The organism is Desemzia sp. C1 (assembly GCF_020882875.1).
In the GTDB taxonomy this organism is placed as follows: Bacteria; Bacillota; Bacilli; order Lactobacillales; family Carnobacteriaceae; genus Desemzia; species Desemzia incerta.
In genome coordinates, this window is record NZ_JAJIZP010000003.1 from 168,269 (window position 1) to 185,981 (window position 17,713).

General features: G+C 37.4%; 11 protein-coding genes and 2 pseudogenes. 4 read left to right on the forward strand and 9 right to left on the reverse strand.

Annotated features, from left to right (window positions below; all coding sequences use genetic code 11):
* Positions 1-30 precede the first annotated feature (30 nt).
* The 3 genes from LMF32_RS01275 to LMF32_RS01285 form a co-directional block, all read right to left on the reverse strand.
* The gene (locus tag LMF32_RS01275) at positions 31-1,497 is read right to left on the reverse strand and encodes a phosphate:AMP phosphotransferase (RefSeq protein WP_230523592.1); all 1,467 of its coding nucleotides are present in this window, start codon (positions 1,495-1,497) and stop codon (positions 31-33) included.
* 130 nt (positions 1,498-1,627) lie between these two features.
* Complete coding sequence (locus tag LMF32_RS01280; RefSeq protein WP_230523593.1) at positions 1,628-2,806, reverse strand: MFS transporter; 1,179 nt, start codon at positions 2,804-2,806, stop codon at positions 1,628-1,630.
* A 185-nt stretch (positions 2,807-2,991) separates the two neighbouring features.
* Positions 2,992-4,206, reverse strand: coding sequence for a PQQ-dependent sugar dehydrogenase (locus tag LMF32_RS01285; protein WP_230523594.1), 1,215 nt, complete (start codon positions 4,204-4,206; stop codon positions 2,992-2,994).
* 1,014 nt (positions 4,207-5,220) lie between these two features.
* Between LMF32_RS01285 and LMF32_RS01290 the strand changes: the two genes are divergently transcribed.
* The 3 genes and pseudogenes from LMF32_RS01290 to LMF32_RS01300 all read left to right on the forward strand — a co-directional run.
* Positions 5,221-6,411: a glycine betaine/L-proline ABC transporter ATP-binding protein gene (locus LMF32_RS01290; RefSeq protein ID WP_092479470.1), complete on the forward strand. Its 1,191-nt coding sequence runs from the start codon at positions 5,221-5,223 to the stop codon at positions 6,409-6,411.
* Between the two features lie 58 nt (positions 6,412-6,469).
* Positions 6,470-7,237, forward strand: a pseudogene (locus LMF32_RS01295) (proline/glycine betaine ABC transporter permease); the annotation flags it as partial.
* 460 nt (positions 7,238-7,697) lie between these two features.
* Positions 7,698-8,477: pseudogene (locus tag LMF32_RS01300) on the forward strand (glycine betaine ABC transporter substrate-binding protein); the annotation flags it as partial.
* A 66-nt stretch (positions 8,478-8,543) separates the two neighbouring features.
* Here the strand turns inward: LMF32_RS01300 and LMF32_RS01305 are convergent.
* From LMF32_RS01305 to LMF32_RS01325, 5 genes are all read right to left on the reverse strand, one after another.
* Entirely contained in the window at positions 8,544-10,541 is a 1,998-nt protein-coding gene (locus tag LMF32_RS01305; protein WP_230523595.1) for an ABC transporter permease, read from the reverse strand.
* On the reverse strand, positions 10,534-11,301 hold the full coding sequence (locus LMF32_RS01310; protein WP_188205216.1) for an ABC transporter ATP-binding protein: 768 nt from the start codon (positions 11,299-11,301) through the stop codon (positions 10,534-10,536). The genes LMF32_RS01305 and LMF32_RS01310 overlap by 8 nt, the downstream gene beginning before the upstream one ends.
* A 116-nt stretch (positions 11,302-11,417) precedes the next feature.
* Entirely contained in the window at positions 11,418-12,443 is a 1,026-nt protein-coding gene (locus LMF32_RS01315) for a sensor histidine kinase (protein ID WP_230523596.1), read from the reverse strand.
* A gap of 1 nt (position 12,444) precedes the next feature.
* Entirely contained in the window at positions 12,445-13,125 is a 681-nt protein-coding gene (locus LMF32_RS01320) for a response regulator transcription factor (RefSeq protein WP_230523597.1), read from the reverse strand.
* Between the two features lie 284 nt (positions 13,126-13,409).
* Positions 13,410-14,378 (reverse strand): D-2-hydroxyacid dehydrogenase, encoded by a 969-nt coding sequence (locus tag LMF32_RS01325; RefSeq protein WP_092479464.1) that lies wholly within the window; start codon positions 14,376-14,378, stop codon positions 13,410-13,412.
* Positions 14,379-14,565: 187 nt separating this feature from the next.
* On the opposite strand from LMF32_RS01325, the gene LMF32_RS01330 reads away from it, so the two are divergent.
* Entirely contained in the window at positions 14,566-15,258 is a 693-nt protein-coding gene (locus tag LMF32_RS01330) for a hypothetical protein (protein WP_230523598.1), read from the forward strand.
* Positions 15,259-15,434: 176 nt separating this feature from the next.
* Here the strand turns inward: LMF32_RS01330 and recQ are convergent, their stop codons facing one another.
* Complete coding sequence (gene recQ, locus LMF32_RS01335; protein ID WP_230523599.1) at positions 15,435-17,603, reverse strand: DNA helicase RecQ; 2,169 nt, start codon at positions 17,601-17,603, stop codon at positions 15,435-15,437.
* Positions 17,604-17,713: the final 110 nt, after the last annotated feature.

The following is a 17,713-nucleotide window of genomic DNA, read 5'->3' on the forward strand; positions in this document are numbered from 1 at the left end:
TACGAAAATTCATCTTCTGCTTCTTATGGTTTATTCATTCAATTTTTTAGTCGCTTGTTCAATAAACGTTTCAAGAACGTTTATACGAGCGTATTTTTTATCCATTCCTGATACAATGTTCCATGGCGCTTGTGGAGTAGAAGTCCGGTCTAACATCTCATTCATTGCATCGATATACTCATCCCATTTTTCACGGTTGCGCCAGTCTTCATCAGTTAGTTTGTATACTTTATCCGGCTCATTTTCACGATCTTTAAACCGTTTCAATTGTTCCTCTTTATCAATATAAAGGAAAAATTTAATCACCAATGTCCCAAATTTCGTTAACTGAGCTTCCATTTGATTGATTTCTTCATAAGCCCTGTCCCACTCTTTTTCAGTTGCGAATCCCTCTACTCTTTCAACCAGAACTCTTCCGTACCAACTCCGATCAAAAATTTTGATATCGCCTTTCTTAGGGAAATTTCTATAGAACCTCCACAAATAATGGTATTGTTGCTCTAACTCATTTGGTGCGGAGGTTGTAATCACTTCGTATCCCCTAGGGTCCATTTCCCGCGTCAGCCGTTCAATGGCTCCACCTTTACCAGCAGCATCCACTCCCTCAAACACTAAGACAGTAGGGATCCCTTTAGTGTAAAGTTGAAAAGCGATACGCTGAGCTTCCAGTTGGAGAGCATCTTTTCGTTTGTCGTACTCTTCTTCTGTTAACGTAAGACCCAAATCAATTTTTTCCAGCGGTTTTTGAGAAGGAATATAATTTCTCGCGTAACGGATACCGCCGTTCTTTTGTCCTAAAATTCGATCGATCCCTTCATAAATCAAATCGATCGACATACCGAGAATCTTTTCCGAAGCAGCTTTTTTCTCTTCCGTTGAAACGATATGCCACTTGCTGAAAGGGAAATCCGATTTTTCTAGAATCTCATCAAAATGTTCTAAATAGTCAGCATAATGCTTATATTGCTCTTCGTCCCGCTCCCCAACCATGAAAGCTTTATCGACATCATTTTTTAAAGTGTCGATTCTTCCTTGCTGCGTTTTTTCTTTCTGATGAAGAAAGAACTTGATGATGATCACATTGTCATCCAACAATTGTTTTTCAATGATACTGATGTCCTCTATCCCCTGCTGCAATTCGCCATTCTCAATAGATAAATCATTCAGTAAATTGAAGTAAAAACTGCGGTCAAAGATAGCCATGTTCCCTTTTGACGGAATTTTTTCCCAAAATCGCCACAAAAAAGGTCTAGCTTCTTCTTCTGCAGTAGGAGTTTCAAATACACTGACTTTATACGACTTTGGATTCAGTTCTCGAACAAGGTCTTTAATGACGTAACCTTTCCCTGAAGACTCCCAGCCATCCACAATGATCAAAACTGGAATATTCAAGTTTTTGATCAGTCGTTGTGCTCGTGCTAAGCGTTCTCCCAATTCTTTGCGTTTAAAACCTGCGTAAGGGTTTCTTGTTTCATTAAAATCAAAATCTTTGAGCATGTAACCACCTCCAAGTAGGATCATCTTTATTATAATTTCTTAGAGAGTCATTTACTAAAGAAACGGTCTGGTTCTATTTTGACGTATAAAAAAGCCGCAAGAATATCTCACAGCTTTTTTTGTACGTATTTTATTTATTGGACAGCAATTCACTTTTAACAGCAGTATTCATTTTTTCTGAACAAAGTGTCATGATCACAACACTAAGCAAAATATAAACTGGAAATAGTCCAATTGTGCTGAAAGAAACTAATCCACTAAAAATTAATGGCATAATTGAGCTTCCAACATAAGCAAATGCCACTTGCAGTCCCATAACGGATTGAGAGGCTACTCTGCCGAACCGATTTGGTGTGTCATGGATCATGCTAGGGTAAATCGGTGCGCAACCTAGTCCAATGAACAATAAACCTGCCATTGAAAACAGATCAGAAAACGGCACCAACAACAAAACTCCACCAAATGCACAAATCAATTGTCCCAAACGAATCAGTAATTTATTGCTCATCGTATACGTTAAGAATCCGGAAATTAGTCTTCCGATGGTTATGCCGAGAAAAAACAGCGAGGTCCAACGCGCAGCCACTTCTGGAGCTAATGACTTATACTCTACTAAATAAGTACTGCTCCACAAACCTGTCGTAGTTTCAATCGCACTATACAAAAAGAACGCCAACACTGACAACTTAACACTATTCTTCTTCAATACAGACTTCTTCGACTGAAAAACAACTTCAGCTTCTGATGCATCATTGGCATCTTTGTTTTCTACTTGCTTCCATTTAGGCAAAGAACTGGTTATGAAAGCGACTAAAATCAATTGCAAAATCCCAATCGCCAAATAGCCGTTCTCCCAACTCCCACGTGCAATAAAGAAAGACAAGATCAGAGGCCCCATAGTAGCCCCTAGTCCCCAAAAACTATGTAACCAACTCATATGGCTAGCTTTAAAATACAATGCCACAAAATTATTCAAAGCCGCATCCACAGATCCTGCTCCTAAACCTAACGGAATCGCTAGAATACATAACCCTAAAAAACTGCCTGAAAAAGCAAACCCTAATAAAGCTATAGCAGTCAAAAGAATGCTGACTAATGTCACTCTTGCTGTACCAAAACGCTTGATCATTGTTCCGCTCAGTAAACTCGATAGGACTGTCCCGCCAGTGGTGATTACTGAAATCCAGCTTATAGAAGATATGGATACTCCCAGCTCTCCATACATGGCAGGCCAAGCTGATCCTAGTAGAGAATCGGGCAATCCCAAACTAATAAAAGATAAATAAACAATTATTAAAATCAATGTCATTTAGTTGAATCCTTTCCTTTTAGCTTTTTACTCTTTATAAGTGTACTGTTTTTGCTTGATTTAGTATACGAAAATGAGTGATAAAATAAAAAAATAGTCAGACAGAAAAGCCCCTTTTAAACAGCGGTCAATTTCTCCGTTTAAAAGGGGCTCTACCTCTGATTTTAGTAAAAAGAAATGCTCGTTTACTCTTTTTCTATGAGCTTATATAGTTTGCCGTTAAAATCTATAATAACCAGCTCCCCATTCTCATCTAGTCCAAAAGAAGAAATCATCAGATCAGTATCCAGCAATTCTTTATTTTTGATTTGCCCATCTTCTGATTTTTTAAGCGCCCATACTCTTCCAGATATAAAATCTCCATAAATATAAGCCCCTTTTAAACTAGGGATTTCTGAGCCATTGTAAATATACCCACCCGTAATGGATTGTCCTTGCGAATGGTCATACACCCAGACAGGATCTTCCAAAGTCTGATTGTTTGTTGAATTATCCGGAATGTATTCTTTAGTTCCTTCCTTTAATCGCCATCCATAATTTTTGCCAGACTCTACCAAGTTGATTTCTTCTAAAGCATTTTGACCTACATCCGCCAACCACAATTCCTCTTTTTGGATATCAAAATTAAATTTCCAAGGATTACGAAAACCGTAAGCAAATATCTCTTCTCGATAGTTTTCACTGTTTCCTTCATATGGGTTATCTTCTGGAATACTATACTCTGAATCATCGGTCTTTTTATCTACATCAATTCGCAAGAGTTTTCCATGGATCTCTGTTAAATCTTGAGCGTTGTTCTGCGGATCACCACTTCCTCCACCATCACCTGTTCCAATATATAAGTAACCATCAAACCCAAATGCCAAGTGTCCTCCATTGTGATTAGTATACGGCTGAGGAAATGTCATAAATATTGTTTCGCTGTTCAAGACCGTTTCATAACTTTTAAGATCTGCTTTGAAACGTGAAATAACTGTCTCTTCTTGAGTAGTATAATTGACATAGTAGTAACCATTTTGTTTAAAATCAGGATGGAAAGCCAATCCTAATAAGCCCATTTCATTACCGTTCGTGCTTATTTTATTGCTTAAATCAACAAATACTTCTTTAGTAGTGACATCAGGTTGATTATCCATCACATAAATTTTCCCTGTTCTTTCCACTATAAAAACCTTATTCGAGTCGTCATAGGCTGAAGTGAAATGTAAAGGCTGGTCAAAAGTAACATTTTCATAAGCTTCTCCTACTTCATAAGTTAAAGAATCAGAAGTTTGGTCTTTTGCAAGGGGCTCAGACTCAGATAACTCCATCTCTGAGGTTGGTTCACTGTTTTCATTTGATATTGTACATGAAGTAAGTAGAAACAAAAAGCAAAATGCAGCTAAATTATACTTTCTCATTGCAAGTCTCCTTCCTGCAGAAACCATAGCAATCAAAACGAAAAAGAGAACATTTATAAGACAATTCCTATTCATTATTTATATTACCACCATAGTCAAAAAAAGCATAAAAAAAGGAAGGAACCTTATACGGCTCCTCCCCTCTCATATGTGCAACACGTGTACTCACATTTTTATCTTTTCGATGCCATTTTTTCACGTAAATGGTCTTAATTGAACTAGATAATCTTGTTTACCTTTTTCAAAGTGTTCTGTTGGGACTCTGTTAAACTGTGTTTATCTGAATCGTCAATACATAGAAGCTTTGGATATACAATCTAGATGTGAGATACTCCGTGTTGCTATGATAGTAGATCTTAGATTGGTGTCCCTTTTTAACCAACTAAAACTTGATGAACACCAACTAAGATACTTTGGGTTAATAGCTCTACTTAAACTATTAACCTAAGAACCCTTTTTCAAGGGGTTCTTCTAAAGAGCGGCATGCTCTTTCTTTTTTATCTATTGTTTCTAGCATGTCCCTCTTTACAGTTAGAATATATCATGTAAGCGTTTCCTTGTCAATGATTTATTCTATAAAAAACCATTTCTAATCGAAAATTAATGATTTCAAAATCATCTTTTTTATTCCTGTAGTTCTTTAAACAAAAAAAACCTAACACTAATAATCTTCGCTAATTTTACTTTTCCAACTTTTTTATTGGAGAATTTTTTACAAACTATCTCTACAAATGGAACTGTTTTTTCAAAATAAATTCATTAACCTATTTTGACCAATTTTTATTTTTAATCAAATTCTTAGAGTCCCTTTCTCATGGTCATAGCAAGCGTTAACAAACGTGTTTTTACGGCAACTCCGTTTTACAGGTCTGTTTTAAGTGTGTTACGGTTATACTTGTGTTCAAGGCGGAAAGAAAATTTAAACATTCGTTCAAAACTCGATGGAATCAATCTTTTCACTACTTTTGTATGAAAAGTGTTCTGACGATTAAAAAAATAAAGGAGTTGAAGCTTTTGCCTAAAGTAACTGTTGAAAACTTGTCAAAAGTATTTGGTAAAAAAGAAGAACAAGCTTTAAAGCTAGCTAATGAAGGTAAGAAAAAATCTGAGATTCTTGAAAGAACCGGTGCAACTGTTGGTGTCAACAATGCTAGTTTTTCTGTTGAACAGGGAGAAATATTTGTCATCATGGGGCTTTCTGGGAGTGGTAAATCAACTTTGGTTCGCTTATTGAACCGATTGATTGAACCTTCTCAAGGAAATATCTTTATTGATGGAAAAAATGTTTCAAAAATGGGAAAAGAAGATTTGCGTAATGTACGAAGAAAAGAAATGAGTATGGTATTCCAAAACTTCGGTTTATTCCCGCAAAAAACAATTTTGGAAAATACAGAGTATGGTTTAGAGATCCAAGGTATGGCGAAAGCTGAACGTCGCGAACGTGCAGAAAAAGCCTTAGATAACGCTGGTCTACTTGCTTATAAAGACCAATATCCAAGTCAACTTTCAGGTGGAATGCAACAACGTGTTGGGCTAGCTCGTGCTTTAGCTAACGATCCTGAAATTCTGTTAATGGATGAAGCATTCTCAGCATTGGACCCATTGATTCGTCGTGAAATGCAGGATGAATTATTAGACATGCAAGAAAAAATGAATAAAACGATTATTTTCATCACACATGATTTAAACGAAGCATTGCGCATCGGGAATCATATCGCTTTGATGAAAGATGGCGAAATCATGCAAATCGGTACTGGGGAAGAAATTTTAACCAACCCAGCCAACGATTACGTTGAGAAATTCGTCGAAGATGTTGATCGTTCTAGAGTATTGACAGCAGAAAACATCATGGACCGCCCTACTACTCTGAAAATAGGGAAAGATGGTCCGAACGTAGCTTTAAGACGTATGGAGCAAGAAGGTTTGTCAAATATGCTTGTCATAGATGACAGCCGAAAACTATATGGATATGTTACAGATAGCGATACTGCTCGTGCAGTTAAGAACCATGAAAAGAACTTTGATAACATTCTACGTACAGATATTCCGACTGTACAAAAAGATACATTGATCAATGACATTTTTGAAGTCATCCACGATGCTTCTACACCAGTAGCCGTTGTCGAAGATGGAAAATTAGTCGGTATCATTGTTCGTAGTTTAGTTCTTGGTGCACTTGCCAAAGATAGTGAGGTGTCTTTATAATATGGATTTTTTAGATAATATACCCAAATTACCAGTAGCAGAAAATATTGAAAACTTTATGGATTGGATCACTGATGTGTTGGAACCGATATTTGATTTTGTTCAGTCATTCAGTGAAATCGTAATGGAAGGTTTAACTGATCTACTATTACTTGTCCCTCCTCTATTATTCATCGTTCTGATAGCTGCAATCTGTTTCTTTGCATCCGGTAAAAAATTCGGATTAGCTGCCTTTTCAATTGTAGGTTTATTTTATGTTCAGAACCAAGGTCTTTGGGATGATTTGATGAGTACGATCACCTTAGTCATTGTATCTAGTTTGGTTTCCGTGATTATCGGTGTGCCACTAGGAATTCTAATGGCTAAAAGCAAGTGGGCAAACGCAATCGTTACCCCTATTCTTGACTTTATGCAAACAATGCCGGCCTTTGTATACTTGATTCCCGCAGTAGCATTCTTCGGAATCGGTATGGTGCCCGGAGTTTTCGCTTCAGTCATCTTCGCACTGCCACCTACTGTGCGTTTTACAAACCTAGGAATTCGTCAAGTTTCGGAAGAATTAGTGGAAGCTGCTGACTCATTTGGTAGTACAGGGTCACAAAAACTATTTAAAGTTGAATTACCACTTGCTAAATCAACGATTATGGCCGGTATCAACCAAACCGTTATGTTAGCTTTATCAATGGTTGTTATTGCCTCAATGATCGGTGCTCCAGGACTTGGTTCCCAAGTATTATCTTCACTACAAAGAGCACAAGTAGGAACAGGCTTCGTCTCAGGACTAGCCCTAGTTATCCTAGCCATCATCATCGACCGCCTAACACAAAAATTCACTAAGTAAGAGCAGAGAGTGGAGAAAAGCGTTTAGCCTATTGACTATAAGAAAATTTCAGCAGACAGGTGTACTTTACCTGGCAGTTGAAATTGGCTTATAGGCACATAGGCTGCTTTTCGGAACTCGTTTTAAAATAAGAGCGTGGAGCAAGGCGTTTAGGCTACCGCTTATCAGAAGGGGTCGACCAGTTAGGTGTTTTTCCTAACAGGTCGAATCCGGCTTATAAGCGTGTAGTCTGCCTTGCGCAACGCGTTTCAGAAGCAGAGCGTGGAGCAACTCGTTTAAAATAACAGGACAAACCCGCACAGCGGATAAAACACAAAAAGGAGAGATTGATTTGTCAAAATTCAATTGGAAAAAAACAGGTTTAACAGCTGCATTAGCTACAACTCTTGTATTAGCAGCTTGTTCATCAGATGACGCGTCTAAAGAAGATACTGTAGGAAAAGGTGAAGAAATCGAGTTATCTTATGTTGCATGGGATACTGAGATTGCTTCAACAAACGTTATTGGTAAAGTACTAGAAGATTTAGGTTATGACGTTGAATTAACTCAATTAGATAATGCCATCATGTGGGAAGCAGTAGCAACTGGTGAAGCTGATGGAATGGTAGCAGCATGGTTACCAGGAACTCATGGAGCACAATTTGAAAGATATGGCGACCAAATGGTTGACTTAGGTCCTAACTTAGAAGGCGCAAAAATTGGTTTAGTTGTTCCAACTTATATGGAAGATGTTAATTCAATCGAAGACTTAACAGATGAAGCCGGCCAAACGATCACAGGTATCGAACCTGGTGCTGGTGTTGTAGCAGCTTCTGAACGTACTGTTGAAGAATACCCTAACTTAGAAGGTTGGAACGTACAAACGTCTTCTTCTGGGGCAATGACGACTACATTAGGTCAAGCCTATGAAAATGAAGAAGAAATCGTCGTTACCGGTTGGTCTCCACATTGGAAATTCGAGACATATGACCTTAAATATCTAGAAGATCCTAATGGTACTTTTGGAGAAGCAGAAACCATCAACACAATGGTACGTGAAGGCTTAGAAGAAGAAATGCCAGAAGCTTACCAAGTATTGGATCAATTTGAATGGTCAGTTGAAGACATGGAAAGCATCATGTTAGTCATCCAAGAAGGAACTGACCCAGAAGATGCAGCTGAAGCATGGATTGAAGCGAATCCAGAAAAAGTTGCTGAGTGGACTGAAGGCGTAACAGCTGAATAATATTGATTGTTAAAAAGCAGCTTAGCACCCACATGATGGGGCTAAGCTGCTTTTTTTTAAACTTTTTTATTTTACAATGGAGAAGTAAACTCTTGATGTGATTCGGTAAATGATCCAATACACCAAGCTAAAGAATAAGACTACTCCGACAATACACAAGATGACTAATGTAGTATTGGTTACACTGAAGAATAACAACATCTTTTGGATGATCGGAAAAGCAAAGGCAACATGCATGACTGCAACCAGTAACGGTAAGAAGAACATCCATACAATCTGAGAACGTGTCGACTTTTCAATCATCTGTTTGTCCAAACCAACTTTTTGCATAATCTGGAATTTATCTCGGTCATCGTATCCTTCTGAAACTTGTTTGAAATACGTGATCAGAATCGCTCCAAAGGTAAATAATAAACCTAAGAAGATACCAACAAATAAGAATCCGCCATTAGTGTTATACCATTCTTGTCGGTTAGCATCTCTAGAGTCAAGCATAGTTGAAAATCCCGATTCATTGAGTATTTCATCCATCGTGTGGCTATTAGCAATTTTATCGTCTTCAGTTCCCGTTGTATTCCAAGCGATAATAGCCCGTGTACCAAATACAAACAGCTCTGGGTTTTCTTCTACATAACCGGCTATAATCGAGTCTGTTTCTTCTACACTAGGTGTTACCAGTATAATAGTCTCTACAAGATTATTACCTTCGATAACTTTCAACTGTTCCTCCACTTTATTTTTTACAGAAGAATCTGTAAATTGATGAACTGGATGAACTTGACCTGCTAATTCTATCGTAGATCCTGAATAAGGTCCTTTTGAGTGGTAGATCGCCACTTCTCCTTCTTCGAGTTCTAAAGGTGCATCAATCATTCTTTCAATATCTTCTTGAGGGATCAGCATCATTTCGGCGGGAACAAGACTTCCGCTAGAAGAACCTGATACAACAAATGTATCATTTTCTAAATTACCACTTAAGGTTTCATAGCGATAACTAGAGTAATCTGTTAGAGCAAATCCTGCATTTTCTGTTTCAGTACGAACAAGATTTTCAAACTCTTCCATATCATCTGCTGCCTTGAGTTCAAAAACTGTCGCATTGTGGTCATAAGGGAAACGCGATTCCAGTGTTCCTTCAGTTCCTACGTAAATAGCTACAGTCGTTGAAACAGCAACAATAATCATCGTAGCTAATATACAGATATTTGCTAATCCTGCAGCGTTTTGTTTCATTCGGTACAACATTCCCGAAATAGAAATAAACGCATTTGGACGATAGTAGATTTTTTTGTTCTTTTTCATGGCTTTCAAGATAAAAATAGACCCTGAAATAAACAACAAATACGTACCAGCAATGACCAACAAAACTGCTATAAAGAAATACAGTATGGCACTGACTGGATCTTCAATCGAAAGTGAGATCCCATATCCGCTTCCTAAGAAAATAACAGATAGTAAAAATAAAATGATCGAACTTTTCGGTTCTTTCTCTCCGTTCTGTTTCCCTTTTACCAATTCAATAGGGTTGCTGAATGTAACTTGACTGATGTTATACAGTAAAGCTACGAGGAAAATGAAGGTAAAACCAGCAAATGTGATCAAAGCTACTTCTACAGAAAATGGATATTCCATACTCACTGGGAACTTCAACAGATAATTCAGTGCTAGGAATACGAATCTTCCAATAATTTGTCCACTGATGATTCCAATAAGAATACTTCCTAAACTAGTGATCAAAGATTCTAACAACAACACTAGCGCTACATGTTTTTTCTTCATTCCTAATATCGCGTATAATCCAATTTCCTTTTTCCTTCGTTTGATCAAAAAACTATTTGTGTACATGATGAAGATAAATGAGAAAATACCGATCACGACGGATCCTAACATAAACATCATGGGCAAAGTGGATGAACGTTCTACGAGAAAATCATTGTAAACCAATGATGTCATCAGATAGAACATAGCTACCGTTGCAACTGATGCCAAAATGTAAGGGATATAGATTTGTTTGTTGGACCGAATATTTTTAACGGCCAACTTTGCAAATAATTGCTTAGTCATGTTGCTCACCTCGATTTACTAGAACCATTAGCGTTTGACTGATTTTTTCCATAAACTGATCCACTGTTCGATCTCCTCGATAAATCTCATTAAATACTACTCCATCTTGGATGAACAGCACTCGGTTTGAATGTGCTGCAGCTCGCGTACTGTGTGTGACCATCATAATCGTCTGTCCTGCTTCATTGATGGCTTCAAATGTCTCCAATAAGCTTTGAGAGGCTTTGGAGTCCAACGCTCCAGTAGGCTCATCAGCTAAAATCAGTTTTGGTTGTGTGATCAATGCTCTGGCAACAGCCGCGCGTTGCTTTTGTCCTCCAGATACTTCATATGGATAGTGACCTATCAAGTTGGCAATCCCTAATTTTTCAACAATCGGCAATAAGCGAGCTTCCATTTCTTTGATCGGTGTATTGGACAGCACTAACGGCAATAGAATGTTGTCTTTGATCGAAAAGTTGTCCAACAGATTAAAATCTTGGAAAACGAATCCTAGATCTTTTCTTCTGAAATCTGACACTTTACTGTCTTTGATGTCGGCTAGATTTTTTCCTTCTAATAAAACTTCCCCAGAACTCGCTTTATCTAATGTAGATAAAATATTCAACAAAGTCGTTTTTCCTGAACCCGATTCCCCCATGACTGAAACGAATTCTCCTTTTTCAACGGTAAAGTTGACATCTTTCAATGCTTCTACCTGTTGGTTTGAGAAACGAGTTGCATATGTTTTTTTCAAATGATTTACTTCTAATAAAGTCATTTTATTTCCTCCTCTTGTTCTAACTAACCCTATTGTATGCCGTTAGAACAAATGGTGCCTTTATCTATCCTTACAAAATGATAGACAATCTTACACTTTTGTAAGACTGTCTTTTACTAAAAAATTTCCACTATTTCATGATTCAAATCAATACTGACTCGCGTTCCTTTACCTACTTCTGATTGAATCGTTAACTTGTGACCTAAACGCCGGCAGATTTTTTTGCTTAAAAAGAGCCCTAAACCGGTAGATTTTTCTTGAACCTTTCCATTCCATCCCGAATACCCTTTTTCAAATATCTTGGGCAAGTCTTCTGAGCGAATACCGATCCCTGTGTCTTCAATAATCAAATGGTTTTCTTGCTGCGGATCCATGTATATTTTTATCTGTCCTTTCTTAGGCGTGTATTTTAAACTATTAGACAAAATCTGCTCTATTAAAATAAGCAGCCAATTTTCATCTGACAACACTTTTTTTTCAAGGGATTGGTACTCTAGTGTGATCTGATTGTAGATAAATAAAATCGAAAACTTTTTGAGCGCTTTTTTGATGACACGATCTAATTCTACTTCATCTAAATCAAGTTCTTTTTCGGCTTGTTCCAACTTTAAATAATTTAACGCCATATGCGTGTAATTTTCTATGCGAATCAATTCCTGACGAACCTTTTTAGTTAAGTCTGTATTTTCATTATTTTGCTGCATCAATAGACTCATTGCCGCAATCGGGGTTTTGATTTGGTGAAGCCATAAGGTAAAATAATCCATTTGCTCAGTATTTTTTTCTTGCTGACTGTAATGAAATTTCTCTATTTCATCCATCAAATGATTGATCTCTTCAATAAGGTATTGTTCTGAAGGATCAATAGATGGTGCGAGCTCCTTCAAAACGGTTAAAGGTTGAGTCTCAATGTATTTCAATGTTTTGTACCGTTTATTGTATTGAATAAACTGCACAATCAAAAAAAACAAAAACAAAAATCCAGTCAACAGTATGCCGTAAAAATAAAATTCCAGTGGCAAGCGTCCTAAAATAAATAAAACACCATAAAGAATGACCATACTCAAATAAATAGCTATCTCATAACGCTTAACGGATAAAAACCCCCTAAATACTGCGCTTTGCTCTTTTAAATAAGTCATTTTATTCCCCCTTCATCAATCCGTACCCATAGCCTTTTTTAGTGATGATAAAATTCTCCAGCCCTATCTCGGCTAATTTTTTTCTTAACCGGGCGATATTGACCGCTAACGTATTATCATCGATAAACGCTTCGTTTTCCCATAAGCTGACCATAATGGCTTCACGAGAAACAAATTCGCTTTTGTGCAGAAACAACTGTTCCAGTATTTTCATCTCAGTTTTAGTCAAAGCCATTTCTTTTTCTTCAAATTGCAGCGTCAATTCATTTGTTTTCAAATAGACACCTTGATGGTTCAAAAAAGAATCGCTTTCGTTAAAATCATACGTTCTTCTTAATAAAGCTTGTATTTTAGCAATCGCAATCGTTAAATCGAAGGGCTTACTAATGAAATCATCTGCTCCCATTTGAATCGCCATAACAATGTCCATTCGCTCATTCTGCGACGATATAAATATAATCGGTACTTGAGACACTTTCCTGATTTCTGTACACCAGTAGTATCCATTAAAATAAGGCAACTTGATATCGATCAACACTAATTGCGGGGCTTGTTCTGTAAACAGCTCCATGATTTGATTGAAATCAGTTGTATAAAATGCTTGGTAACTCCACTTCGTCAGCTCTTCCTGCAAACTTTTGGCAATTGTAAGATCATCTTCTATAATCATAATTTTTTGCATATTCTCACCCCATATATTCCTTAACGTATTTTATTATAATGGAAAAAGTATACGCTTGAACTAAGAATATATTTTTCAATGCGCTTTTTTTATGGATCTTTTTATGTAGAGAAAAAGGACCGGATCTCCGCTCCTTTTTCTAGAATCTTTTTAGCTGCTCTTTTAAAAGAATATTTTGATATAGACAAAACATAAATAAGACGTACATCCAAATAATGATCAATATAAAAAAAGCCGGATTGCCCCTCTCTTTCGAGTAATGCTCTATTTGTATACGAATTGAATTAATCACTATTCACTACATTGACTGGATCTCCGTTTATATACTGTTTGATATTATTCGTAGCGATATCAATTAATCTAGTTCTGCTTTCCTTAGTTGCCCATGCAATGTGCGGTGTGATAAAACAGTTTTGAGCTTTTAATAATGGATTCGAACTTTCAATAGATTCCGTGCTGACCACATCAACTCCAGCAGCATATATTTTCCCGCTATTCAAGGCATCTGCTACAGCTTGCTCATCCAGTAATTCACCACGAGCTGTATTCAAGACAACAACGCCATTTTTCATTTTTGCAATGGCTTCTTCATCAATAAGCGATTTGGTTTCTTCCACCAACGGAATATGCAGTGAAATAACATCCGATTGCTTCAATAATTCATCTAAAGACACATAAACAGCCAATTTTTTTCCTTCTTCACTTTGACTGCGATTATAAGCTATCACATTCATACCAAAAGCATTCGCGATTTTCGCGGTCTCTTGTCCAATACTGCCAAAGCCAATAATGCCGATTGTTTTTCCAACCAATTCAATTAAAGGAAAATCAAAAAAGCTCCAATCTGGACTTTTCTCCCATTTGCCTTCATGTACTGCTTGGCTGTGATGTCCAACGTGCTGACAGATCTCTAGTAGAAGGGCAAAAGTCATTTGCGCTACTGAAGGCGTACTGTAATCTGGAACATTGGTTACCACTATCCCTTTTTCTTTAGCAGCCTTCAAGTCTACAACATTGTATCCTGTGGCTAATACGCCAATATATTTCAAATAAGGACAAGCATCCATGATACTTCCCGTAATAGGTGTTTTATTGGTCAACACGATTTCAGCGTTCCCTATGCGATCAATAATTTCTTTTTCATCAGTTAGAGAGGTCCGGTGATAAACCTCTAAATTCCCTAGCTCATTCAACCCGTCCCAATTCAAATCACCTGGATTTGTCGTATATCCTTCTAAAACAATGATTTTCATAGAATATCTCCTATCTGTGTGCTTTTTATTGATTTCTTTTCTCAGCTTAACTTTACTTGAACTTGCTCGTATTTGCGAATAGTAATTCCTATTTAGTGACAATTTTCCAAACATCTTTAAAATAACTAGTTTTTGTATACCGCTTGTTATATGATTGTCTCATAATGTGAATTGAAAGGAGTCTTTCATGAAAAAGTATGGTCCGATTATTGTATTATTGCTTTTATTTTTCGCCATTGTTTATGTGGGATTAAACCAAACTAAAACGTTCAGCAAAGAAACCGTTCAGACAAAAAGTATTGAAAAAGAAGTTGCGACAAAATCACGCGCAAAAGAACCTCTTTCAGCTGACGGATTGACCGCAATCCAGCGAGTAGAGTCACGAGGCAGTCAATTGACTGATACTATCAGCAGCAGTATTTCTAGCAACTTGTGGGTCGTTGAAGAAGAAACCGAAGAAATAGAAGAAGTTGTTGAAAGCGAAGAAAGTGAATTGGAATTGGAAGAAAGCGAGTTTTATGAGGAAACAGAATACAGTTCTGAATCCAGCTCTCAAAACAATTCAAAAAAATGGTCAAAACCGAAAAGCTCTACCGGTAAAACGACTAAGAAAACAACTAAACCTAAAGCCAAACCAAAAACAGAATCATCCGAATCAGAGTCTTCAAAAGAAAAGGATGACTCAGTAAAAGAACCTACCAAACCGGAACCTAGTGATCCTGGTATTCCTCCAGTTGATGAAGGTGAAGGTGAAGATGAAGGAAGCTCAAACGAAACACCTGACGAAACTAAAGAATCCGAAGACCCCGAATCTCCTCTACCTTCTGAAGAGCCTAATTCAATTGAAGAGAGCGGTAGCGAGAATGTCACATCTGAATAAATGATTTATTACATAAAAACACCTATTCTACTTGTAACAAAAGTAGGATAGGTGTTTTTGGTGTGTCTATATTCTTTTATTCGAGGGCTAATCTGTTCTATTAATCAAATGAACTCTCTTTCTTCACTCACTTGATTAATAGACGACCTCCCATATCTATTTAAAAATAAACTTCATTACTTCGACTCTGCTTTTACTTTCGCTAGGACAAACTTGATTTCATCGTAAGATATCGAGTCCGCTAAAGCTTCTTTAATTGGCTTCAGTGATGCTGTCCCCACTTCTTCTACGGCTTTTCTTATCTCAGATTCAGCTTCTGGAGCAACTAGTCTGGAATACTCCAATTCTGTCCCTTCTTGAATCAAGGTACACAAATGATTCACTATCGTTGTTGGCGACAAATCACGAATTGATGCAATTTCTTCAATGGTTTTGCCCTCTTGGAAAAAACTCAATGTCTCTTCATGTGTTTTGCCTTTCTTACGTGGACTTGTTGAAGAAGGTGCTGCTTTCACGACTGCTTTGGTAGACAAATTTTCTGTGCGCAATTGTTCCACATTCAAATCATTTGTGCTGATATAATCGTTAATAAGAGCTAAGAACTGATCTCCGTAATCAGCTAATTTTGCTTCTCCTACTCCATGAGTGGTTAAAAATTCAGCATCTGAAGCAGGAAATTTAGCGGCCATATCAATTAAACTACGATCTGAAAAGACAACAAATGGCGGCTTACCCAGTCCTTGGGCAATCTCTTTCCGCAATTCGCGTAACTGTTCAAATAATCCCGTATCATAATTCTCAATATTTTCGACTGATTTTTTCGTTGTTGTCGGTTCTTCTTTCAATGATTTGGTCATCGACAAACGTACTTTAGCTTGTAATAAGTCATTGGTTTTTGCCGTGAATTGCAAAATCGGATACTGATCCCCACCTAAGTGCAAGTAGTTTTCACTGATCATGATAGAAATCATATCTTTGATATCCCCATCCGTATATTCTTTCATCAATCCATAAGTAGACAATGCGTCAAACCCTTGCTGCTTGATGCGGCTGGTGGATTTTCCGCGTAACACATCGACTATCAATCCAGTTCCATAGGCTTGATTCATGCGGTAAATACATGAGAGGATTTTTTGACACTCTACAGTGATATCTGTTTTGATCATTTCCCCATCACAATTTGAACAATGCTCGCACTCGGTCCATTCAGGGGTTTCATCAAAATAATTTAAAATCGTTTTTCGCAAACAGCTTCCTGTTTTGCAGTACGTAATCATCGTATTCAAATTTGATTTAGCATGCGGGTTATTTCCTTGTTCGATCAAAAATGTATTGGTAATGATATCTTGACCAGAATAAAAGAGGATCGCTTCAGATGGAGCTCCATCCCTTCCTGCACGTCCGGCTTCTTGGTAATAACTTTCCATATCCAAAGGCATGTTGTAATGAATGACTCGTCTGACGTTTGATTTGTCAATCCCCATCCCAAAGGCATTCGTAGCCACCATAATCGGTTTTCGGTCGTATAAAAAGTCATCTTGGTTTTGTGTTCTCTCTTGTGGACTGATTCCTGCATGATACATCGTTACAGGATACCCTTTTTTGACTAACGTATCATAAACAGTGTCCACATTCTTTCTCGTATTGCAGTAAATAATGCTGGATTCTTTGTTGTCTAAAATACGCAGCAATTCATCGGCTTTCTTTTTCGGTTTGACCACTGAAAAATACAGATTAGGACGGTCAAAACTGGAAATATATTGATAAGGCTGCTCTAGTCTTAATTGCGTGATCATATCTGCTCGCACTGGCGTAGTCGCCGTCGCTGTAAAACCAGCAAACGGTGGTCTGTTATTCAAAACATCCATTAATCTAGGTATATTTTGATAGCTAGGTCTGAAGTCGTGTCCCCACTGAGAAACACAATGCGCCTCATCAACGGCTACTAAATTGACATTCATTTGTTGGACATAGGATATAAAGGTCTCGTTTTCTAAGCGTTCTGGAGACACATAAATTAAGTCTAATTCCCCATGAACGGCACTGTACAGAATGCTTTCTTGCTCGTAAAAAGACAGTTGGCTGTTGATATACGCTGCTTTGATTCCCATAGTCGCTAAAGCGTCTACCTGATCTTTCATTAAAGAAATCAAAGGAGACACAACGATTGTGACACCTTCCATACAAATAGCCGGAATCTGATAACAAATCGATTTCCCGCCTCCAGTAGGCATAACGCCTAAAACATCGTCTCCTCTTAAAATAGCTTCAATTAGTTGTTCTTGTCCAGGTCGAAAAGACTCATATCCATAATAATGTTTTAATGTTTCTAGAATTGATTTCATAAGGACCTCCATAACTCTTTCATCTGCAATTCTGCTCCTTACTAGCCTATCATATTTTTCTGTGGGGAAAATAAAAAAAGACGAAAAAATGTAAGAACATTTTTCCGTCT

Coding starts and splice junctions, on each gene's coding strand:
- LMF32_RS01285 (WP_230523594.1), bottom strand. CDS start 4,206: ATGAGAAAGTATAATTTAGCTGCATTTTGCTTTTTGTTTCTACTTACT.
- LMF32_RS01310 (WP_188205216.1), bottom strand. CDS start 11,301: ATGACTTTATTAGAAGTAAATCATTTGAAAAAAACATATGCAACTCGT.
- LMF32_RS01315 (WP_230523596.1), bottom strand. CDS start 12,443: ATGACTTATTTAAAAGAGCAAAGCGCAGTATTTAGGGGGTTTTTATCC.
- recQ (WP_230523599.1), bottom strand. CDS start 17,603: ATGAAATCAATTCTAGAAACATTAAAACATTATTATGGATATGAGTCT.
- LMF32_RS01305 (WP_230523595.1), bottom strand. CDS start 10,541: ATGACTAAGCAATTATTTGCAAAGTTGGCCGTTAAAAATATTCGGTCC.
- LMF32_RS01325 (WP_092479464.1), bottom strand. CDS start 14,378: ATGAAAATCATTGTTTTAGAAGGATATACGACAAATCCAGGTGATTTG.
- LMF32_RS01320 (WP_230523597.1), bottom strand. CDS start 13,125: ATGCAAAAAATTATGATTATAGAAGATGATCTTACAATTGCCAAAAGT.
- LMF32_RS01275 (WP_230523592.1), bottom strand. CDS start 1,497: ATGCTCAAAGATTTTGATTTTAATGAAACAAGAAACCCTTACGCAGGT.
- LMF32_RS01330 (WP_230523598.1), top strand. CDS start 14,566: ATGAAAAAGTATGGTCCGATTATTGTATTATTGCTTTTATTTTTCGCC.
- LMF32_RS01280 (WP_230523593.1), bottom strand. CDS start 2,806: ATGACATTGATTTTAATAATTGTTTATTTATCTTTTATTAGTTTGGGA.